We start from the raw sequence: 17,858 nt of genomic DNA on the forward strand, positions 1-17,858 counted from the left end.
TTACTCACACGAAACGGCGCTTGTTCATCTCACACAAGTTCGTCGCGCTTCGTAGACTGCCGACATGTCAGATTCGCGCATTGACGTTACGAAAACGGGCGGTTCGACGAACCTGGACCGCTCCGCGCGCATCCGTCTGCGGTGGGAGATCTGGCTCGTACTGGCGCTCGCCATCCTCCCCTCGAGCTTCTACGCGGTCATCTCACTGGCGGAACGCGCAACCAGAGACACGGCTCTCGCCGATCAGACCACCACCCTGAACGCCTCCCGCGACGCGCGACCGCTCTTCGACGCGCTGCTGCAGGTGCTGAGCGTCGCGACCGACCTCGTGCCCGTCGCGCTGGTGATCTGGATCCTCTGGACACCGGCCGTCTCGGGCTTCCGGAGGCTCGGCCTGGATGCGCGCCAGCCGCTGCGAGATGTGGGGCAGGGGGTCCTGCTTGCCGCGTGCATCGGGATCCCCGGCATCCTGTTCTACCTCGCGACGAGGGCACTCGGCCTCACGATCTCGGTGGAAGCGAGCGCCCAGGACATCACCTGGTGGACCGTCCTGCTCCTGCTGCTCGCGGCGCTGCGTGCGGCGCTGCTGGAGGAGGTGGTGGTCGTCGGCTACCTCGTGACGCGGTTGCGCGAGCTCGGCTGGGCGACCTGGCAGATCATCGTAGCCTCCTCGCTGTTGCGAGGCTCATATCACCTGTACCAAGGGCCAGGGATGGCGCTCGGCAACGTCGTCATGGGCGGCGTGTTCTCGTGGTGGTTCCTCCGCACGGGCAGAGTCGGCGGGCTCGTCGTGGCGCACTTCATCCTCGACGCCGTCTCGTTCCTCGGCTATCCGCTCGCCGCGGCGCTCCTGCCACAGCTGTTCACCTGATCGAACCGAGTCCGGCTGGCAGGTCGGCACGGCAGTCCCGGGGTTAGGCAGGCCCGCGGTCAGGCGGTGAGGTTCACGAAGCGGAACGTCTGCTCGCCGTACTCCCAGACAACGTCGAAGCTGCGCTGCGGAACGTCAAAGACGAAGTATCCCGACTCGCTACCGACCCCGTACTCGCGCTGCTGCACCGAGCTCTCGATGCAGTCGTAGGCGAGTGACTCCCCCAGCCTGGCGTTCGAGTTCTTCTCGAAGAGCTGCAGGCGGTTGAACCCGAACACTGGGGCGTACTCCCCCTCGTAGCCCTCCGCGCTGAGCGCACCGTACCCCTCGACCTGCAACTGGATCGCGACGTAGCTGCCGTCCGCATCCGGCGCGTCACTCTCGAGGCAGCGAACGTCGAACACGACACCCGTCACCGTGAATCGACCGACCGGTTCGCCGCTGGCACCGAGCACCGTCGCCCACTGCCCGCGCGTGAATCGCAGTTCCCCGTCGACCGGGTCGGGGTTCTCGTTTTCCGCAACGCGCGGCGCCGGCACCACCTGCACGTTGACGGGTGCGACGGTCGGGGTCGGAGTGTGCGTCACCCCCGGTGTCGTGATGACCGAGACCGCTTCCGCCGCCTTCGTCGGCAGCACGACCTCGGGCGATGCGCACCCCGAAAGCATCAGCGCTGCCCCCAGCCCGCCAAGAACCAGCATCCGTCGCGTGGTGCGCACGCGGCGGTTGTCTGCCCCCCTCCCCCGCATCGTGTTACTCGGTTCTGGCGGAAGACGCCGCGATCTGTGCCGCGAGCGGCGAGGCGAGCAGTTCTTCGAGCAACACCAGGCGACCTTCCCCATTGGTCATCGGCACGCGCCAGTTCGGATACTCGTCTGCGGTCCCCGGCTGGTTGACGCCTCGGCGATCGCCCGCGAGGTCCGAGACCCCGACGCCGAACAGCTGAGCCGCTGATCCGGCCAGGTACTCGTGCAGGGCAACCACCACCTCTTCGTCGCTCGGTGTCGCCCCGACGAGGCCAGCCGCACGGAGGCGGTTGACCACCTTCGAGATGGTCTCCAGCTCGCTGGCCCGCGCTTCCTCGACGGAGCCTTCGAGCAGCCCGAGGCGCTCCCGCACGTCGAGGTGCTCAAGCGCGAGGAACCCGGCCGTCGGAGGGAGGTCGTGGGTCGTCACCGTCGCGAGGCACGCCCGCCGATAGTCCTCAGGTGCCAGCGGGACGCCCGCTTCCGTCCACTCGAACCAGAGGACGGATGCGCCGAGCATGCCGCGCTCTGCGAGCGCGTCCCTGGCCTCGGGTGGGACGGTGCCGAGATCCTCGCCGATGACGACCGCCCCGGCGCGCTCCGCCTCGAGCGCCAGAATGCCGAGCATCGCCTCGGCATCGGTGCGCACGAAGCAGCCGTCCTTCGCCGAGTTGCCCTCGGGAATCCACCACAGGCGGAAAAAGCCGAGGATGTGGTCGATCCGGACCGCACCGGCATTGCGGAAGACGGCGCGCAACATGTCCCGGTATGGGGCGTAGCCGAGCTCGGCGAGCCTGTCCGGTCGCCACGGCGGCTGGGACCAGTTCTGACCGAACTGGTTGTACTGGTCGGCCGGCACGCCGACGGTCACTCCCCTGGCAAGCGCGTCGCCGAACGACCACGCATCCGCGCCTCCTGCGTGCACGCCGACGGGCAGGTCGTGCACGACCCCGATCGACATGCCAGCGGCACGCGCCTCGCTCTGGACACGCCGCGCCTGCACCTCGAGCAGGCACTGCAGCCACACGAAGAACTCGACGTCTTCCGCGTGGTCTGCAGCGAACGAGAGCACGTCCGAGCCGCTGGCGGCGGCGAGCTCGCTCGGCCAGTCGCGCGCGTCGCGACCGTGCACCATCGAGATAGCGCAGAAGACCCCGAAGCGCTCGAGAGGCTCGCCGGCCTCACGCCTGAAGTCGTCGAAGTCGTCGTCGAACGCGGCCGAAGCCTGCCAGGCATCGAACAGCGCCCGGAGCGCCGGCTGCTTGAGCGCCCACGCCTCGTCGCGGTCGATGGTGTCGATGCGGTTGCTCAGCAGCGCCTCGCGAGCGTTGCGGGAGAGCAACTCGACGGTGGCTTGCGGCACCTCGGCGCGCTGCGCGACGAACGCGGCCGCCCAGTCGACATTGAGGATGAGCGGGTCGCCGAACTGTCGCGAAGTCGGCAGGTACGGCGAGGGCTCGATGGGTGCAACCGGCGGGTTGGCGTTGAGCGGATTGACAAGCACAAAGTCGCCGTCGTGCTGGGCACCCCAAGCGGTGAGGGTCGAGAGGTCCCGGAGGTCGCCGATTCCCCATGACGTCGTCGAGCGCAGCTGGTACAGCTGCGTGAAGAGACCCCAGGCGCGCTGCGCTGGCCACGGCGTTGCGGCTGGCACGACGATGAGTGTGCCGGTCGTCGCCGAGGCGGGTGCCCCGTGATCGGCCAGGTGGGCGTGGATGCGGTGCCAACCGGTCGGCAGATCGGTCGGGATCGCGAAGGTGGCGCGACCGACCAGCTCCCCGTCGATGCTCCGCGGGTCCACCCAGTTCTCGAGCTGCTCGAGACGACGCACGCTGCCGTCTTCGAGCGCCACCTCGACGGTGACCTCGCTGCCGTGCGGCACATGGATGAACACCTGCGCGTCATTGCCGGACCGCACCGTCGTGCAGGCCGGAACCGCCCGGCGCCATGGCCGCTCGTCGAGGGCGAGGGCCGACGCCGCGACCTCGTGATCCGTCGCCGCTGGAAGTCCGAGGGCGTCGAGCACGGCGGCCAGGGTCTCAGGGGCGACCCGCTCCTTCGCACCACGCCACCCCCAGTATTCGACTTCGAGTCCGGCGCGCTCTGCGAGCTCGCGGATCGCGGTCAAGTCGGTGATGCTCACGAGTATTCGACCTCAGTTTCGGTGACGGTGACAGTGCGCGGGGTGAGTGCACGAGGGGCGGGGCCCGCGACCGGCTCGCCGGTCCTCGTGTCGTACTGGCTCGAGTGGCACGGGCAAATGATGTGATCGGCGGTCACCCTCGACACGCTGCAGCCCTGATGCGTGCAGATCGAGCTGAACGCGAAAAACTCCCCAGCGTTGGGCTGGGTGATGACGGTCTCCGTGGCATCAACGACCACGCCTCCTCCGACGGGCACGTCGGCCACCGGCACCGAGCCGGAGGGAACGGACTCCGGGGCGTCGCCGACGGCGTCGTCCGTCGCCCCGCAGGCAGCAAGCATCACGGCCGATGCGATCCCGCCGCCGACCGCTGCACTCCTCGTGATGACCCCGCGCCGTGAAGGATCTCGTCGTTCACTCACGGTCACCAGGCTAGTGGCCGAGTTCGCAAGCGCACGTGCGGCGCGCGAGTGGGTCACTCGTCGAGTTCGCGCCCCATCAGTTCGGGAAGCGTGAACGCCGCGCCGGCGGCGAGCAAGAAGGCAGCCGCGAAGACCCCGAAGACCAGCACGTTGCCGCCAGCCGCGAGCATCACGGGCACGAGCAGCGGAGCGATGATCGAGGCGATCCTGCCGAAGCCTGCTGCGGCACCGGTTCCAGAGGCTCGGAGCCTCGTCGGGTACAGCTCCGGCCCGATCGCGTACAGGGCTCCCCACGCACCGAGATTGAAGAACGAGAGGCACATGCCCGCGGCGAGGATCGAGGCGTCGCTCGTGGCGAAGCCGAACCTGAACGCGGCGCAGGCCGATCCGAGCAGGAAGATGGCGAGCGTCGCCCGTCGCCCAATGCGATCGATCAGGAAGGCGGCGACGAAGTAGCCGGGGAGCTGCGCCAGCGTGATGACGAGCGTGAACTCGAACGACTTCACGAGGGTAAAGCCCTGGCCCACGAGCAGGCTCGGGATCCAGATGAACGCCCCGTAGTAGCTGAGATTGATGCAAAACCAGACCGCCCAGAGCGCGGCCGTCCGGCGCCGCAGGCCAGGGGCCCAGAGGTCCCGCCAGCGCGCACCGCGAGTCCCCGCCTCAGCCGAACGCTCGGCCGTTCCGGCTTCCTCGGCGGCGTCCTCGGTCGCACCCTCCGGCGCATCCACACCAGCCGACTCCTCGAACTGGCGAACCGCCCGCTCGGCCTCGGCGGAGCGGCCTCTGCTCTCGAGGAAGCGCACTGACTCGGGGAGACCGAACCGCACCACCACCGCGTAGATCGCCGGCAAGACTCCGGTCAGGAGCGCCCATCGCCAGCCATCGTCGGAGAGCGGGATGATGAATGCGCCGATGAGCGCCGCTGCGATCCAGCCGACGGCCCAGAACGCCTCGAGCAGCACGACCACGCGCCCGCGGATCTTCCTCGGCGCGTACTCGCTCACCAGCGTGGACGCCACCGGCAGCTCGGCCCCGAGGCCAAGTCCGACCACGAACCTCAGGACCATGAGCGCAGCGACCGACGCCGCGAGCGCTGACGCGCCCGTCGCAAGGCCGTAGATGAGCAGCGTGGCGGCGAAAACCTGCCGCCTGCCGATCTTGTCCGCGAGGAGTCCGCCGAGACTCGCCCCGATGGCCATCCCGACGAAGCCGATCGATGCGATCAACGAGAGTGTGGTCGAGTCGAGGTTCCACTGCACGGCCAGCGCCGCCATCACGAACGAGATGAGGCTGACGTCCATCGCGTCGAGCGCCCACCCGATGCCGGAGCCGAACAGGAGCCTGCGGTGCCGCCCGCTGAACGGCAGCCGATCAAGACGCTGGTTGCGTGTCAGCCTCACGGCTGATGCCGGGGCGGCACTGTCGTCGGCCTGACTGCGCTCGGTCATGTGCGTATCCAAAACTGGGGCGGGACGAAGGGGACGTCTCACCGTGCCAGAGCGAAGACGGCCCCACCAGTCTCGTCGCCGCAATCCGCAACAAAGCCCGGTGGAGCCGTCCGCCATCGCCCGCCCCTCGAGCCGGGCAGTCGCCCAGCTGGTGGTGGCGGTGCTGGATTCAGGCCTCGGGTGCGTCCATGTAGAAGACCTCCCACAGGTGACCGTCGAGGTCGTCGAACGCCGAGCCGTACATGCCGAATTCGTTCGCCTCGGCCGGGCGGTGGATCTTGCCCCCGCCGGCCTCGGCCTTGGCGGTGATTTCGTCGACCTCCTGGGTGCTGCCGAGCAGCAGCGCCGTCGTGCTCTCGTGACGGTTGCCGCCGAGCACGGCCTCGGCGCCCTCCGGAAGGAAGCCCTTGAAGCGCTCGGTCTGGAGCAGCATGATCGCGACCTGCTCGTTCACGACAATGCAGCTGGTGTTCTCATCGCTGAACATCGGGTTTACGGTGAACCCGAGCCCGACGTAGAACTCGGTAGCGGCCTTCACGTCGGCCACTGGGAAGTTCGGGAAGACCATAGATACGCCCACGTCGGGCTCCTTTGCACTCAAAAAGAAGTGACGGCGGATTACGCGTCACAGCACGATCCTAGGAGTGCTGTCGGCCGTGGGGAAGCAACCGCGGCCCCCGCGCGTCTCAGCTTCGGACGAGCCTGTCGCCTCGGCTCGGAGCAAGCAGCTCAGCTGCCCGGTCGAGGTGCCCCTTCAGTACGGTCTGATCGAGCCCGTCGAGGGCCGAGACCGTCAGCCGGGTCCGCGGGTTCCGTTCGAAGACACCGCGGTGCTGCGCAACGAAGGACCAGTAGAGCGCGTCCCAGTCGGCGCTCCAGACACCAGGCGGGAGGTCCGACATCTTCCTCAGGTAGTTGCTTCCCGAGACGTAGGGCTTGGTAGTGATCGCGTCGCCGGCGGCGAACTGGCTCATGGCGTACACGTTCGGCACCATCACCCAGTCGTAGGCGTCGACGAACTGCTCCATAAACCATCGATGCACGTCGTGCGGGTGGATGCGCAACAGGGACATCGCGTTGCCGAGCACCATGAGCCGCTCGATGTGATGGGCGTACCCGGTCGCCTGCACCCGCCTGAGCACGAGGTCGACCGGCGCGAGCCCGGTGTCGGCCGACCACCATCCACGTCCGAGGCGCCTCGTGTGCCCCAGCGCGTTCGACGTGCGCAGCTCGCGACCACGGTGGCGGTAGGTCGCCCGCATGTACTCGCGCCACCCGATGACCTGGCGCACGAACCCCTCCAGGGACGCGATCGGCGTGCCCGTGCCCGCTCCCGCGAGCGCCGCATCCACCACCTCGCGCGGGTCGAGCAGGCCGATGTTCAGGGCTGGGGTCAGCAGGCTGTGGTTGAGGAAGGGATGCGCGGCCGAGATCGCGTCTTCGTATGGACCAAAGTCTGCAAGCCGTTCGCGCACGAACTCCCGCAGGTGGGTCCGCGCTTCGTCGTGCGTGGTCGGCCAGGCGAACGTCGACGGGTCGCCTGGCGCGTCGGGGAACGCTCTGGCCACCCACTCGATTGCCTGCTCGACGTCCTCTGATGGCGCGGTGACGGTCGGCTCCGAGCGGTACGGCATGAGCGCCTCGAGGTCGAACGTGCCCGGGGTCTCGGTTGCCGGATGCGAGCGGAAGCGCGAAACCGCCGGCGGAACGTATCCCCGAGGGAGACGCTTGCGGTTGTCTTCGTCGAACGACCAGCGCCCTCCGAGTGGCGCGCCGTCCTCGACGAGGACCTCGAGGCGCCGCCGCTGCCAGATGTAGAAGTCGTGCAGCCTGGCCTCGTTGCTCGCGAACCAGTGATCGATCTGCGCCCGGTCAGTCAGGAAGTTGGGCGTCTCGAGCTCGTCGCTCGGGGAGGCCAGGTAGCCTCCCGCCGCGAGCGCTTCGACGAGGTCACGCTCGAGCCAGTCATCAACGACGTCGTACCAGGTCACGCGTCGTGGGACGCGCTGGCGGACGAGGCGTTCGAGCTGCGCTCGTGAGGAGTGGCGAGCGTCGCTCGCGAGGAAGATGACCTGGCGCCCGTGCGCGCGCAACCGCGCCGCGAATCGGGTCATGGAGGCCCTGTGAAGCACGAGCTTGTGCGCATGGAACGAGTACTGCCGGAACAGCAGGTCGTGTTCGATGAGCACGAAGAGCGTCCCCGCAGGAGCGTCAAGGTGTGCCTCGAAGAGCTGGTGCGGGAGAACGAGGCGCAGGTCCCGCCCCGGGTGAGGCGACTCAGCCAAGCGAGGAGTGGACGGCCGCGGCCGCGCGCGCTCCCGCGACGAGCGCACCCTGGATGGAAGCGGATTGCCGGTGGTCGCCCGTGACGAACGTTCGCGCCCCGGCCTGGTCTGGCCCGAGGTCCGTCAGCGGCGGACGCTGCACCGGGAGGGCGTGCGGGATCACATCGTGCGCGAGCACCTCCCAGTTCGACGTCGGCGTTCCGTAGAGTCTGGCGAGGTCGCGCCTGACGTCGGCTTCGCTCGCACGGCCGTCAGGTCGGTCGAGGAGCGTCGTCGCCTGCACCAGGTTCTGCCCGTGTGGGGCGTATGAGGGCGCCACCTCGGAGATGACGGCGGTGTTCCAGATCGGCCCGGCTGGCCCACCGCCTGGCCTCGAGGCGTCGAGGAGCAGGAAAGGCCCGGTCTGCGGCCGCCCGGGTGCTCGGAACCACCAGGTGGTGAGTCCGTGCGTCTCCGGTGCCTCCTGGCCGGTCACGTCGGGCAGGTCATTTGGGCTCACGGCGACGACTGCCGCGCGGGCGAGGACGGTGCCTCGCTCGGTGGCCACGCGCACTCCCCCACTCGTCTCTTTCAGCTCACGCGCCGGGGTCCCGAGGCGCACCGGCTCGTGGAGCGACGCGGCCATCTGGGTGGGCAGGGCGCGCATTCCATCGGCCGGGAGCCCGGGAGCGCCAAGCGCGAAGTACCTGACGAGCTGTCTGACGAAGTTGGCCGAGCTGTCGCCGCGGCTGTCGGCGAGTACGCCGGCAAGGAATGTGTCGAGCAGGTCGCGCCGCAGCGGCCCCGTGAGCCCCGCGTCGTCGAACGAGTCGCGGAGCGGCTGGTCTGTGTCGGGGTCGACGGCATCGGGATGGAGGAGGGTCGGCGTGAGCCAGCGGACGAGCGCGTCGAGGTCGGAGCCGGTGACGTGGTCGCTCAACACGGTCCGCAGCGCGTGCTGGGGGTGCCGAAGCGGATGCGCGAGCTTGGTCGTACGCACGCCCGACCGCACGATGGCGCCGACGCCGAAGCTCTGCAGCTTCAGCGAGGCGACGTCGACGGCCGTCCGAAGGGCCGGGTAGGCGGGGTTCAGCACCTGGAAGCCGCGATCGCAGAGGAACCCGTCGACGACCTGGGTCCGAACCCTGCCGCCCACCTCATCCTCCGCCTCGACGACGACGACGCTCCGTCCGAGATCCTCGAGGCGACGGGCGGCCCTGAGGCCCGCGAGGCCGGCTCCGATGACGACGACGTCCGTGTCCATGGGTCTCCGATCATTGAGAAGAAGGCGTGCGGTTCGCCAGTCTGCGGGAGGAACCCGGGCCGCGCCTGAGCGCGACGTGGGTCAGCCGACGGCCTGGCTCCCCCCTTCAGTCGAGGCAGACTTCGGTCGCGCAGAATGGCCCGCATGGACGCGACCAATGGAATCGATGGAACCGAAGACACCAAACGAGTGGACGGTCTCGACGGCGCATCGGAGGCCCCCTGTCTTCCCGAACGTGAGTCCGCGGCCACACATGCCGAACACCTTGAGCGCCTCCGCGCACAGGCGAGAGATCGCGTCGAGGCGACAACTGCTGCGCTGAGGGTGCTTGTGCACGACCGTTCCTCGCTCAATGATGACGACGAGCACGACCCGGACGGTGCTCCCCTCTCGGCTGAGTGGTCACTCCTCTCGGGCCAGGCCGAGGCCGCACGCTCGGAGCTGCAGCTCATCGACGCTGCGCTGCTTCGCGTGCGAGACCGCACCTTCGGCATCTGCGAGAGCTGTGGCGAGCCCATCTCTGAGGTGCGGCTGCGAGTACGCCCCTTCGCGGAGCGCTGCGTCGCGTGTTCGGAGCGGCCGCGGCGCGGCGGCCGTCAGTAGGCGGCACGCCGCTGCCTCCACCACAGCGCGCACGGCTGCGTCGACCCCCGCCGCACCCCGAGGCACGGGGGCAAGGACGGCGGTTCGCCCCCGCAGGCGTCGTAGGCGTTGAGGAAGATCTCGCAGTCGCAGTAGGCCCCCATGCGATCGAGGCGTTCGAGGAGCGCCGTCGCCCGTGGAGCGGCTCGCTCCTGATACCACTGCGAGAACCGGTGCGCGCCATCGCAGCCGAACTCGTCGAGCTGGTCAGCGACGTAGCAGATGAGGCATTCGCCGGGGCGCGGTTCGAGGAGGTCATCAGCGAGTGCCCTCACGAGGGTCTCGGCTTCCTGGTCGATTCGTTGATCTGTCATGGCCGCATCTTGGACCGGGCCACCGACATTCCGTGGGTCCCTCGAGCACCTCGGGCGCGGCGAGGTCGATGTGAAGCCGATTCTTGACCGTCTTGCCATCGGAAACCGGCACGAGATCGTCGCGACGCGAGGCCCCCGGGGGTCGTACGGTAGTCCTGATTCACCGAACACGAACGAACGAAGGACCCTGCAATGGCTGAGAAGACGACCGGGCTCTCGAAGGAAGAGCGCGAGGCGGTAAAGCAGCGCGCTGCGGAACTGCGCGCCGAAGAGAAAGCCGGCAAGAACCGCGCAGCGGGCGACGCCGCGATCCAAAAGGCCATCTCCGAGATGACCGACGCGGATCGCGTTCTCGCTGAGGGCGTGGACCGCATCGTCAAAGAGGTGGCCCCGCATCTCATGCCGAAGACCTGGTACGGCTTTCCCGCCTATACCAACGCAGACGGAAAGGTCGTCGTCTTTTTCAAGGCGGCGTCGAAGTTCACGACCCGCTACGCCACGCTCGGCTTCGAGGAGGCCGCCAGACTCGATGACGGCGACCTCTGGGTCACGTCGTTTGCGCTCGTCAACCTGACGCCGGAGACCGAGCAGACCATCGCCGACTACGTCCGCAGAGCAGCCGGCTGACCGGCCGTCGCCGGTGCGGGACACGTGGCTCGGCAGCAGTTTTCGCCGAGCCACAACCTCACTCCTGCGCGACCCTGCGGTAGCGGATGTGCGTCGACAGCGGCGAGTGCAGCACCTCGACTGGCTCGAAGCCGAACTCGTCGACACCGTCGAACATCCGCTCGCCCGAACCGAGCAGCACGGGGGCGACGTCGAGCGTGAGCTCGTCGACAACCCCGGCCTGCAGGGCCTGGCGAACGGTGGATGCGCCGCCCGCGATGTCGACTCCTCGGCCGCCTGCGGCCCCGACGGCTCGCGCATAGGCCTCGTCGAACCCCTCGGTCACGAAGAAGAACGTCGTGCCGCCTTCCATCTCGATGGCCTGGCGGGCGTGATGCGTGAGCACGAAGACCGGCGCGTGGTACGGCGGCTCCGCGCCCCACCAGCCCCGCCAGTCCTCATCCCAGTCCCCGCGAACCGGACCGAACATGTTCCGCCCCATCACGTAGGCGCCGCGAGGCCTCATGAGCCAGCCCGTCGCGAGCTCATCCGCCTCGGTCGCGCGCGGGTCGCCGATGTGCCAGCTGTGCAGCTCATGCCCGCGCATGCCGAGTGGATGCTCGCGACTCTGCTCAGGGCCGGCGACGAAGCCGTCAAGCGAGATGGACATGTGGCAGGTGGTGTCGGACATCGACGTCCCTTCGAGAGCTCCTGGCGTACGTGTCCCAGTATTCACCTCACGGCGGGTCCGAGGCGACCGTTGCTCGCCTGGATGACCGCGGCCGAGAGCGAGGCGAGCACGTCGTCGGCTGTCATACGCACCCCGCGCTCGATGTACTCGACGCTCAGCGCATCCGTGAGCGCGCGGATCGCCGCCGACACGGACGCAGCGATCTGCGTGACGTCGAGCGAGCGCGCCTTCAGCCCGAGGCGGAGCGCGAAGAGCTCTGCTGCCTGGCGCTCCGATTCGTCGCACACCATGAGCCACGCACTCCGAAGCACGGGCTCGCGGAAGCCCAGCGTGACCATCCGCATCGCAGCGACCTCGTCCGGGGTGTACTCGACCTCACCGTCGATCCGTGCCGCAGCGAAGTACTCGTCGATCGACATCTCGAGCGGCCAGGCATTGAGCACGGTCATGAACCGGCGTCCGGACTCCACGAGCACGGGCTCGACGCACGATTCCTTCGAGCGGAAGTATCGCCACAGGGTCCGCGTCGCGATGCCGGCCTCCGCCGCGATGTCCTCACCGCGCGTGCCTGCGACACCGTCCCGCCAGAACAACTCGGCCGCAATGCGCGATACCTGCAGGCGCGCGTCAGGGTTGCGTCGGAGGTCGATCGGCGTGCGCGCTACAGTCACGATGTGACGCTACCAAAGCTCATGAGGCGAGGAAGGTGATGACGGTGACGGCCTCGTAGAGCGCACCGACGAGGAGGAGCACCGCGGCGAGCGGATACAGGCTCCAGGTGGCGCGCAGCCCTTTCGCGTAGCCGGCGCGGTGCGTCTCCGCGCCGCAGCTGCTCGGACGCAGCCAGCACACGCCGTGCACCCAGGTCGCGAACGCGACCACGACGTAGGCCGCCCCCTCGATGGCAAGCGTCACCCAGTGGATGAGGAATGTGGCATCCTCAGCCCCCAGCGGCGTGAAGAGCACGCCCCAGGACAAGCCGCGCGCCACAGTGACTGCGACACCGAGGAAGGGCACGACGAAACTCGGCAGCGTGGTCTGCAGGAATGACGCCGAGAACAGGTTGACCCCGAACGTCACGACGGCCGCGACCAGCACGTTGCCACTCCGGTAGGCGTCGCCGATCACCGTGCCGAGACCGGTGGCCCCAGGCTCCCCCTGCAGCGCCCCGAGCCCGCCCGGACGCAATTCCGGCACAAGCGCGGTCGCGAGAATGCCGAGGCCGAAGCAGAGCAGATAGGCCAGGTTCAGGACGAGGAAGGCCCGGCGATGCCGTCGGATGAGGTCGAGCCCGTCTCCGAAGACACGCTTCATCGATCGATCGCCCCTGTGATGATGGCACGATCGGCCCGGGTCGACGCACCGGCGCTCACCATGGCCTTTACCGCGCGGCGGCGGAGGATAACGGCTGTCACCGCGACGGCCAGGAACGATGGCACCAACAGCGAGAGGTAGACGGTTGCGACGTATGGCTCGGGGTTGGCATTTGCGATAGCGGCCCAGTCCCAGATGCCGTGCAGGAGCCAGGCGGCGCCGAAGCCGGCGAGGATCGTGCCTGCCTGCGCACCGGGACTGCGCCTGCGCACGGCGAGCCCGACACCGATGCCGATAAGCATGCCCATCAACGCGTGGAAGAACGGAAGGAGCCCGCCGCGGAGGAAGAAGATGCCCGCGAACCCGAGGTACGCCTCCGAGGTGAAGCCGCCCGCGATGAGGTCGAGCACCATCTGTCCGAAGTAGAGGATGTTCTCAGTGAATGTGAACCCGACACCCACGAGCCCTCCGATCACGATGCCGTCGAGCACGCCCGTGATGCGTTGCCGGTGAACGAGGAAGAGCCACACGAGGAAGACGCCCTTGAGCGTGTCTTCCGTGAGTGGCGCGATGATGAGGGGCCGTATCCAGGCGCCCGCCTCAACACCGAACGAAGCTTCGGCGATGACCTGCAGCACGGCCTGCGCACCGATCCCCGCGATGGCGGTCACGGTCGCACCCCAAAGGAAGGCGGCCACGAGCATCCCGACCGGTTGAGGGTTGTTGGTGCGATTGAGCCAGCGGAACGCGAGGACGAGTGCGAGCGTGATGGGGATTGAGAGCAGCAGACCAGCGCCGATGCCCCTGAGGCCGATGTGCTGACCGATCCAGAGGAGGGTGGCGATCCAGGAGACCCCAGCCACACCTGCGGCGGCGAGCCGCCACGAGCCGCGAGAAAAGAGAGCTTGCGTATTAGTCACATAGTGACAATAGACACATAGTGACAGTTAGTGCAAGGAACCCTTCTTCGCTCAGGGCGACGTGCCGGTCCCCTGTGCCGCAGCAGCGATCAGCGCGTGCAGGGTCCCGCTCAGCAACTCCGAGTGACGCTCGTCCAGCTGCTCCCCCGCCGTGAGCAGCCCAATCACGTAGAGGCCCGTGATGGCCTCCGCGCGCACGCGCTGGTCCGTCAGCGTCGCGAGCGCACGAACCGCCGGGCTCGTTACGTTCAGCACAAGTCGGGAGCGGGCTGGCGGCCCCTCCGGCTCGCTGAGAAAATCTGCCCAGGGGTCTGCTTCGAAGTCCGAAGCATCTTCCTCGCCGCTGCTCGCGGCACCGATGAACATCGCCGGCACGGTGGCTGGGGCGAACTCCCGAAGGTCGAGGTCAAGGCCGAGCCTGTCGAGCACCGAGCTGGCGTGCGCTCTGAACCCACCCGCATCCATCGACGCGTCGGCTGGCTTCGGCAGCGCGTGGAGGAACGTTTGCGCGTCGAAACTCTTGAGGCTGCCGATGCGTCCCCTGCGCTCGTCGACGTGACGCAGGATCTCGCCCCCGTAGACGTACGCTCCGTTGACGAGGAGCGTCCCGCGAGCGCGCAGAATTGGGGCGAAGGTTGTGAACTCTCGCATCGACGTCGTGTACCTGACCTCGTCGAAGCCGCGGAGGAGCCGCTCCAACGTCATCGTGCCCTCACTCGTCTCCCACGGCACGTGTTTCATGACCAGCTCGAGCATGTCCGTGTCACTGGCGGCCATCGCGAGGAGGCCCTTGGCGTGCACGCCCATGAAGCGCTCGAAGCCGACGGGGTCGCCCGCCGCGAAGCGCTCGATACCGGCTCGGATCTGGACGCCGACCTGGGTGCGCACCTCGGAGACTGCAGGCGAGTCTTGCAACGACTCCCGCGAGGCGGTGAGCTGCAGCTCGCCCGCGTCGAAGGCCAGGCGAACGAAGTACGCCCAGCCCGGCACGAGCTGCACGTTGTTGTCGGCGACAAACATCCCGTGCGAGTACACCGTGTCGCCTTTCCGGTTGCCGACCCGGCCAGGGGTGTCTGCGATGAAGGCAAGACCGCTGACTCCCGCGGCCGGTACCTCGATGGGCAGACTGGCGAGCGGCGAGAAGCCGAGTTCTCGCTGGCACCACACCGCAGCCTCGGCGTCAGTGGCACGCCAGGGCGGCGTGCGCGTGCTGACGACCTCGCCGGGCTCGTTGCCCTCAGAGATCGTGACGGGCAGGTCGAGGAGCGAGGCGAAGCGCTCGGCGAGCAGTCGCACCCGCCGGGGTTCGACCCACTCGGCGTCGTCCGGGCGAGCGACGACCCGCACCTCCGTGCCTGGGTCGGCGAGCGGATGCCCCGCCGGGGAGATCGTGAAGGTCCCGTCGGCGCTCCCCACCCAGCTCAGCGTCGGAGCATCGGCCGACCGCGCGCTGCGCGACCGGACCTCGATGCGGTCGGCGATGAGGAAACATGAGAGCAGTCCGATCCCGAACTGCCCGAGGTACTGTCTGCGCAACTGCGTGAGGTCGCCGCGCTTGCTGGAGGCTCCGATGGTTGCGAGCACCCGCCGCATCTCATCTTCCGTGAGGCCGATGCCGTGGTCGCGCACGACCACCGCACGTGCGGCTTCGTCCACCTCGATGGCGATCGACCTCGGCGCATCCTCGCCCAGCTCCACCCTGGCGACGACGGCGTCGCGCGCGTTCTGGATCAGCTCGCGCAGGTACACGCGTGGGCTTGAGTACAGATGGTGCGAGAGGATGTCGACGATGCCGCGCAGGTCGACGCGGAAGGCCTCGCCGCTCACGCGGACGCCTCGAACGCTCGGTCTCCCGGGAACCAGCGGTCGCGGATCCAGTCCCTCCAGAACGTGGTGCCGTCGCGCGCGGCGAGGCCGTCCGTAATCTCGATGACCCTCTCGCGGAGGCCCTGACCGCGGCGGTCGTCTGGGTTCTGGAGGAGCAGCGCGCTGCCGGCGGCCGCGTAGTCGAGGAGATCACTCGGCGCACCGGAGTCCGCCTCTTCGAGCACCGCGTCGATGACCGGATTGAGGTCCGTGCCAGGCCCGGCCAGTCCTTCGATGAGCACCCAGCCGGGAAGCGGACCGAACTCGGTCACGTCGCCATCGACGGAAGCGAGCAGGTGGGCGAGCGCGGGAGCTGCCCGGTCATCGCCCTGCTGCGCGCCGAACCAGCACAGCCACGCGTTCGCCGCTCTGATCTGCTCGGCGTCGCCGGTCTCGGCAACGCGCGTCGCAACAGCCGTCGCGAAGTTCGGTGCATACATGGCGCTGAGCCGGACGATCTCGAGCTCGACGGCCACCCGGTCGAGAAGGTCCGCCTCTTCGGCCACAGCTCGCTGCAGCCGTGCCACGATCTCGCGCAGCGACTCAGCGTCATCACGGTGGGCCGCGACCTCGGCGCGTGCCAGAAGCACGTGCGAGGCAGGACCGCGGGTGACCGCGCGGACGCGCACCTCGTGCTCGATGAGCGCTTCGATCTGCTCCCACGTGATAGCCGGGTCGGCGACGGCTTGCCCGACGGTCACTGCGAAGAATCGCTCCCCGATCGCCTGGATGGAGTCCGTGATGAGGCCCGCGTTCGTGAGCAGTTGCTGCTGCGAGGACCGAAAGTCACTCACCAGCGTCGCGGTGTCGGCCAACTGGCCCGCGCGGAGACCGTGCATGAGCGGGATGCAGTAGCTGGATGTCGCGCATCGAAGTTCACTCGCCCGGGCCGTCAGGCGACGCTCGAGTGCCGCGGCTTCCTCCGACGACTCGGTGGAGAGGAGGTTCATCGTCTCCCCGAGGAGCGCCACGTAGCGGTGCTTGATGGAGATCGGCGGGTCGTCGAGGCTCACGGCACGTCTCCTCGGGAGCCAGCCTGCCGAGAGGATGCGTTCAGCGCGCTCTTCCACGTCGTCCCAGACTTCGGATTGACCCACGAGGTCCGGGCGAACGTGGTCCGGCAGTCCGGCCCACCAGAAGTCGTCGAGCTCGCGGCGGTGGATATCGGTGCCGCCGCGGGCGTCCTGCGCCGTCGCCGCTTCCTCGGCGAGCGCTTGGAGAAGGCGACCTTCCTCGCCAGCCGGGTCGGCGAGCATCCGACTGCGCGCAACGGCAGCCAGCGCCTCCCAGTCGCTCGTGTCCAGGTGCAGGTTCAGCAGCGTGTGATCGACAGCGACCAGCGCATCCTCCGGCCGAGTCTCGAGCACCGGGATGAGGTAGTCGGTGACGGCTTCTTTCACCAGACCGTCAACACCGATGCCGTTGAGGAGCTGCTCAGCGATCCGGTCGGCGTCGCCGCGTCGCCCTTCGCGCACGTAGAAGTACGCGAGCATCGTCAGGAGACGCACGTCGGTGCGCGTTGCGTCGAAGTGCTCGGGGTCGATACCGAGCATCCGCAACCGCTGTTCGAGCGTGACGGTCGCCCGCGCGACGTCGAAGCGCGCGATGAGGGGCATCTCCATCTGGATCACACCTGAGGAGTCGGGCCGCCATTCTGCGCTGCCTTCAGCGCGCCATCGTGAGATCCAGTCGAAGGTCGATTCGGAGTCGCCCGTGGCCGCTGCGAGGGCTGCGCGCGCGACGTAGACGCCGACAACATCCGTGCCGCGCTGCTTCACCTGCTGCTCGACGAGGTCCACGACGCGCGTGATCTGCTGGAGCGGCACGGTGGGGTCGTCGAGGAGCGTCATGGTCGCGGTCGCGACGGACCCGAGCATCCGATTGACATTGTCTGGCGCGATGAGATCGCCATGACGGTGGATGACCTGCATGAGCTTCGCATAGGCGTCGAGTGCCCTGACGGCGAGACCAGCTTTCATCAGCGTCGTGTACTGACCGAAACGCGCGCTCGCGATGAGGTGCGGGAACCCGACCCGCTCACAGTCCTCGACGAACTCGTCCCAGACATCGATCTTGCCTTCGTCTTCCGGCAGATCCCAGATCGTCTCGCTGCGTTCGAAGAGAGTCTGGATGCGCTCCTGCTGCTCGTCGTCGAGCGTGCCGAGGTCAGAGTAGGCAATCATGTGGGGCCTCCATGGTGAGGTTGCTCGCGTCTCTCGCCTCTCCTTGCGGAGGCATGAGGCGGCGGTGCGCGCAACCCTAGCGAACTCCCCTGCCACGAGTATTAGGGCAAACCGAGGAAGTCTCGCCGCCAGAGGTCGACCTCTTCCATCGTCTGAGCGTC

At 68.2% G+C, this 17,858-nt stretch carries 17 protein-coding genes; 3 read left to right on the forward strand and 14 right to left on the reverse strand.

Annotated elements, in window-relative coordinates; genetic code table 11:
* Positions 1–64 precede the first annotated feature (64 nt).
* Positions 65–871 carry a CPBP family intramembrane glutamic endopeptidase gene (locus tag ACPYN9_RS06615; protein WP_424465023.1) on the forward strand — a complete coding sequence of 269 codons (807 nt, stop codon included), beginning with the start codon at positions 65–67 and terminating at the stop codon, positions 869–871.
* A 59-nt stretch (positions 872–930) separates the two neighbouring features.
* On the opposite strand, the gene ACPYN9_RS06620 is transcribed toward ACPYN9_RS06615, so the two are convergent.
* The 7 genes from ACPYN9_RS06620 to ACPYN9_RS06650 all read right to left on the reverse strand — a co-directional run bounded on the left by ACPYN9_RS06620 (position 931) and on the right by ACPYN9_RS06650 (position 9,161).
* On the reverse strand, positions 931–1,590 hold the full coding sequence (locus ACPYN9_RS06620; RefSeq protein WP_424465025.1) for a hypothetical protein: 660 nt from the start codon (positions 1,588–1,590) through the stop codon (positions 931–933).
* A 34-nt stretch (positions 1,591–1,624) separates the two neighbouring features.
* A complete protein-coding gene (gene malQ / locus ACPYN9_RS06625; protein WP_424465027.1) occupies positions 1,625–3,760 on the reverse strand; it encodes a 4-alpha-glucanotransferase in 2,136 nt (711 codons plus the stop codon).
* Positions 3,757–4,182 (reverse strand): Rieske (2Fe-2S) protein, encoded by a 426-nt coding sequence (locus ACPYN9_RS06630; RefSeq protein WP_424465029.1) that lies wholly within the window; start codon positions 4,180–4,182, stop codon positions 3,757–3,759. Before ACPYN9_RS06630 ends, malQ begins: the two co-directional genes overlap by 4 nt.
* Before the next feature lie 53 nt (positions 4,183–4,235).
* Positions 4,236–5,633 carry an MFS transporter gene (locus tag ACPYN9_RS06635; protein WP_424465030.1) on the reverse strand — a complete coding sequence of 466 codons (1,398 nt, stop codon included), beginning with the start codon at positions 5,631–5,633 and terminating at the stop codon, positions 4,236–4,238.
* A gap of 169 nt (positions 5,634–5,802) precedes the next feature.
* On the reverse strand, positions 5,803–6,213 hold the full coding sequence (locus tag ACPYN9_RS06640; protein ID WP_424465032.1) for a VOC family protein: 411 nt from the start codon (positions 6,211–6,213) through the stop codon (positions 5,803–5,805).
* Between the two features lie 106 nt (positions 6,214–6,319).
* Positions 6,320–7,918: a cryptochrome/photolyase family protein gene (locus tag ACPYN9_RS06645; RefSeq protein ID WP_424465034.1), complete on the reverse strand. Its 1,599-nt coding sequence runs from the start codon at positions 7,916–7,918 to the stop codon at positions 6,320–6,322.
* On the reverse strand, positions 7,911–9,161 hold the full coding sequence (locus ACPYN9_RS06650; RefSeq protein ID WP_424465035.1) for an FAD-dependent oxidoreductase: 1,251 nt from the start codon (positions 9,159–9,161) through the stop codon (positions 7,911–7,913). Before ACPYN9_RS06650 ends, ACPYN9_RS06645 begins: the two co-directional genes overlap by 8 nt.
* Before the next feature lie 144 nt (positions 9,162–9,305).
* Here ACPYN9_RS06650 and ACPYN9_RS06655 point away from each other — a divergent pair, with 144 nt between their 5' ends.
* A complete protein-coding gene (locus tag ACPYN9_RS06655; protein WP_424465036.1) occupies positions 9,306–9,764 on the forward strand; it encodes a TraR/DksA family transcriptional regulator in 459 nt (152 codons plus the stop codon).
* Here the strand turns inward: ACPYN9_RS06655 and ACPYN9_RS06660 are convergent.
* The gene (locus tag ACPYN9_RS06660) at positions 9,758–10,117 is read right to left on the reverse strand and encodes a DUF2695 domain-containing protein (RefSeq protein WP_424465038.1); all 360 of its coding nucleotides are present in this window, start codon (positions 10,115–10,117) and stop codon (positions 9,758–9,760) included. The genes ACPYN9_RS06655 and ACPYN9_RS06660 overlap by 7 nt on opposite strands.
* Positions 10,118–10,309: 192 nt before the next feature.
* On the opposite strand from ACPYN9_RS06660, the gene ACPYN9_RS06665 reads away from it, so the two are divergent.
* Positions 10,310–10,744, forward strand: coding sequence for a hypothetical protein (locus ACPYN9_RS06665; protein ID WP_424465040.1), 435 nt, complete (start codon positions 10,310–10,312; stop codon positions 10,742–10,744).
* A gap of 58 nt (positions 10,745–10,802) precedes the next feature.
* Here the strand turns inward: ACPYN9_RS06665 and ACPYN9_RS06670 are convergent, their stop codons facing one another.
* Genes ACPYN9_RS06670 through ACPYN9_RS06695 form a run of 6 tightly spaced genes read right to left on the reverse strand, consistent with a single transcriptional unit; the run spans position 10,803 to position 17,697 of the window.
* Complete coding sequence (locus ACPYN9_RS06670; RefSeq protein WP_424465041.1) at positions 10,803–11,414, reverse strand: dihydrofolate reductase family protein; 612 nt, start codon at positions 11,412–11,414, stop codon at positions 10,803–10,805.
* A gap of 41 nt (positions 11,415–11,455) precedes the next feature.
* Positions 11,456–12,085: a TetR/AcrR family transcriptional regulator gene (locus ACPYN9_RS06675; RefSeq protein ID WP_424465043.1), complete on the reverse strand. Its 630-nt coding sequence runs from the start codon at positions 12,083–12,085 to the stop codon at positions 11,456–11,458.
* Between the two features lie 19 nt (positions 12,086–12,104).
* The gene (locus ACPYN9_RS06680) at positions 12,105–12,728 is read right to left on the reverse strand and encodes a hypothetical protein (RefSeq protein WP_424465045.1); all 624 of its coding nucleotides are present in this window, start codon (positions 12,726–12,728) and stop codon (positions 12,105–12,107) included.
* Positions 12,725–13,648, reverse strand: coding sequence for a PrsW family intramembrane metalloprotease (locus ACPYN9_RS06685; protein WP_424465047.1), 924 nt, complete (start codon positions 13,646–13,648; stop codon positions 12,725–12,727). The genes ACPYN9_RS06680 and ACPYN9_RS06685 overlap by 4 nt, the downstream gene beginning before the upstream one ends.
* Before the next feature lie 51 nt (positions 13,649–13,699).
* Entirely contained in the window at positions 13,700–15,475 is a 1,776-nt protein-coding gene (locus tag ACPYN9_RS06690) for an HSP90 family protein (RefSeq protein ID WP_424465048.1), read from the reverse strand.
* Positions 15,472–17,697: a hypothetical protein gene (locus ACPYN9_RS06695; protein WP_424465050.1), complete on the reverse strand. Its 2,226-nt coding sequence runs from the start codon at positions 17,695–17,697 to the stop codon at positions 15,472–15,474. Before ACPYN9_RS06695 ends, ACPYN9_RS06690 begins: the two co-directional genes overlap by 4 nt.
* Positions 17,698–17,858: the final 161 nt, after the last annotated feature.

The organism is Pseudoclavibacter helvolus, assembly GCF_049707175.1.
In the GTDB taxonomy this organism is placed as follows: Bacteria; Actinomycetota; Actinomycetes; order Actinomycetales; family Microbacteriaceae; genus Pseudoclavibacter; species Pseudoclavibacter helvolus_A.